Source organism: Streptomyces sp. UH6 (assembly GCF_013421635.1).
GTDB lineage: Bacteria > Actinomycetota > Actinomycetes > Streptomycetales > Streptomycetaceae > Streptomyces > Streptomyces abyssomicinicus.
In genome coordinates, this window is record NZ_JACADT010000646.1 from 1 (window position 1) to 3,320 (window position 3,320).

Consider the following 3,320-nt stretch of genomic DNA (forward strand, 5'->3'; position numbering starts at 1 on the left):
CGACCGGTTCCAGCAGCGCGACGCGGCAGGCCCGCAGCGCCGCCCGCAGTCCCGCCCGCCCGGCCGTGCGGAAGGCGGTCTCCGACGAGTCCTTCACGTGCGTGGCGCCGTCGGTGAGGACGACCCGCAGGCCGGTGACCGGGTGCCCGCCCAGCGGACCGTCCACCAGGGCGTCCCGGCATCCCGCCTCCACCGCGCGCACGTACTCCTGCGGCACGCGCCCTCCGGTCACGGTCGACCGGAACGCGAACCCGGGACCGTCCAGCGGCTCGACGTCGAGCACGACGTGCGCGAACTGCCCGGCCCCGCCGTCCTGTTTGACGTGCCGGTGGACGAACCCGGCGACGCCGCCGGTCACCGTCTCCCGGAAGGCCACCCTCGGCCGGCCGACCGTGAGGCCCGGGCCGCCGGACCGGCGGATCTTCTCCACGGCCACCTCCAGGTGCAGTTCGCCCATGCCGGACAGCAGGGTCTGCCCGGTCTCCGGGTCGGCGCGGACCGTCAGCGACGGGTCCTCCTCGGCGAGGCGGGCGAGCGCCTCGGCGAGGCGTCCGGTGTCGGTGGAGCGGACGGCCTCGACGGCCACCGAGACCACCGGATCGGCCGGCGCGGGCGGTTCCAGCACCAGCGGGTGCTCCCGGTCGCACAGCGTCGCGCCGGCCCGCACGCCCTTGGGCCCCGCCACGGCGACGATGTCGCCGGCCACCGCGGCGTCGACCTCGCGGTACCGGTCGGCGCGCAGCCGCAGCACCCGCGCGACGCGCTCCGTCCGGCCCGTGGCCGTGTCCCGCACGACGTCCCCCTTCCGCAGGGTGCCCGAGTAGATCCGCAGGCTCGTCAGCCTGCCGGTCGCGGTCGCGTTCACCTTGAACGCCAGCGCGGCCAGCGGTCCTTCGGGGTCGGCCTGCCGCCGTACCTCGGCGCCCTCCCAGCTGCCCGCCACCGGCGGCAGGTCGAGCGGGGACGGCAGGTAGTCGGCGACCGCGTCCAGCAGCGGTTCGACCCCCTTGTCGCGGTAGGCGGAGCCGCAGAGCACCACGACGGCGTCGCCGGTACGGGTGAGGTCGCGCAGTGCCGCGCGCAGGACGGTCCCGGTCAGCGTTCCGCGGGCGCAGAACTCCTCGAGCGCCCCGGCGTGCAGTTCGGCCACGGCCTCCTCCAGCACGCGCCGCCGCCGCGCGGCCTCGGCGAGCAGCCGCGGGGGAACCGGCTCCTCCACGGGCTCCTCGGCGCCCTCGGGCCACACCAGCGCCCTCATGCCGAGCAGGTCGACGACGCCCCGGAAGCCGTCCTCCGCGCCCACGGGCAGCTGGACCGCCAGCGGCGCGGGGTGCAGCCGCTCGCGGATCGAGGCCACGGCGGCGTCGAGGTCGGCGCCGGCCCGGTCCATCTTGTTGACGAGGACGATCCTGGGCACGCCGTGCCGGTCGGCCTGCCGCCACACCGCCTCGCTCTGCGGCTCGACCCCGGCCACCGCGTCGAGGACCACGACCGCGCCGTCCAGCACGCGCAGCGAGCGCTCCACCTCGTCGGCGAAGTCGACGTGGCCCGGCGTGTCGATCAGGTTGATCCGGCAGCCCTTCCACGCGCAGCTGACGGCGGCGGCGAAGATGGTGATGCCCCGCTCGCGCTCCTGGGCGTCGAAGTCGGTGACGGTGGTGCCCTCGTGCACCTCGCCGCGCCGGTGGACGGCGCCGGTGGCGTAGAGGATCCGCTCGGTCACGGTGGTCTTGCCCGCGTCCACGTGGGCCAGCACGCCGAGGTTGCGGACGGTGGCGAGGGGGAGGGCGGTCGGGCGGGTGAGGTCGTTGCGCACGGCCTGCGGCCTTTCTGGAGGATGATCCGGTCCTTCGGACGCGCGATCACCGCCACGAGCGCGCCACGCCGCGTGGGCGGACGTGGTTCAGCGGGGCGTGGCGGACTTCCGGCACCGGCCGCGCAGCGGGCGCCGGAGCACCGGGGACACCAGGATCACCTCGTACCGCGAACGGGGAACGACGGCAACGGAGCGCTGACGCACGGCCTGTCCCCCTTCACTCGTCACGGTCGTCCTCCAGGGCGCGCCGGACGACGCGAACCGGCCGTCAACAGGCCTTGCGCCCCTGGTGGTTGATGCGAGTGTAGGGTCCGGGGAGGAGCAGGGCAGCACATTTTCCGGTGCGGGCGACCGGCCCCGGAGGACTTCCGCCTCACGGTAGGTTCGCCCCACGGTCGTCTCTCGAGGAGCTTGTGAAACGCATGTCCGTCAAGGTCAGTGTGGTCGTCCCGGTGTACAACCCCGGTCCGTACATCGAGGACTGCGTCGACTCGCTCCTGCGGCAGTCCCTGCCACCCGGCGAGTTCGAGGCCGTCTTCGTCGACGACGGATCGACGGACGGGACGCCCGCCCTGCTGGACGCGCTGGCCGCCGAGCACCCCCACATCCAAGTGATCCACCAGGAGCCCTCGGGCTGGTCGGGCAAGCCGCGCAACGTCGGGATCGAGGCGTCGCGGGGCGAGTACGTGATGTTCGTCGACAACGACGACTACCTCGGCGACGAAGCCCTCGAGCGGATGTACGAGTACGCCGTGAAGAACGGCTCGGACGTCGTCGTCGGCAAGATGGCCGGAAAGGGCCGGCCGGTACCGGTGGAGCTGTTCCGGCGGAACCATCCGCGGGCGACCGTCGAGAACGCGCCGCTGATGGACAGTCTGACGCCGCACAAGATGTTCCGGCGCGCCTTCCTGGACCGGATCGGGCTGCGCTTCCCGGAGGGCCGCCGCCGGCTCGAGGACCACGTGTTCATCGCCGAGGCGTACCTGCGGGCCGAGACCGTGTCGGTGCTGAGCGACTACGTCTGCTACTACCACGTCAAGCGCGAGGACGCCTCGAACGCCGGGTTCCAGCGGTTCGACCCGGTGGGCTACTTCACGAACCTGCGGGAGGCGCTCGACGTGGTCGAGCGGTACACCGAACCGGGTGAGCTGCGCGACCGGATGTACCGCCGCTGGCTGCGCAACGAGATGGTCGAACGGATGCGGGGCAAGCGGCTGCTGGTCCTCCCGGACGACTACCGCCGCGAGATGTTCGGCGAGATCCGCGATGTGATCAACGAGCGGTTCGGCCCGTCGGTGGCCGCTCCCCTGGCGCCCACCCATCGGGTGGTGGCGGCGCTGGTCGCCGCCGGGCGGTACGAGGACACCCTGGCCTTCGCCGCGTGGGAGGCCTCACTCGCCCCGCAGGCCGCGGCCGGCGCGGTCCGGTGGGACAAGGGCGTGCTGCGGTTCGAGCTGACGGCGGGTTACACGGCGGACGGCGCGCCCATGGTCTTCCCGGCCGA

Annotated in this window: 2 protein-coding genes; one reads left to right on the plus strand and one right to left on the minus strand. The window is 73.6% G+C overall.

Annotation, left to right across the window (positions count from 1 at the left end):
* Positions 1–1,816: elongation factor G (gene fusA / locus HW445_RS23585; protein ID WP_180222958.1), on the minus strand; the 1,816-nt coding region annotated here is incomplete at its 3' end.
* Between the two features lie 422 nt (positions 1,817–2,238).
* On the opposite strand from fusA, the gene HW445_RS23590 reads away from it, so the two are divergent.
* The coding region (locus HW445_RS23590; protein ID WP_180222959.1) for a glycosyltransferase family A protein at positions 2,239–3,320 on the plus strand (1,082 nt) is incomplete at its 3' end.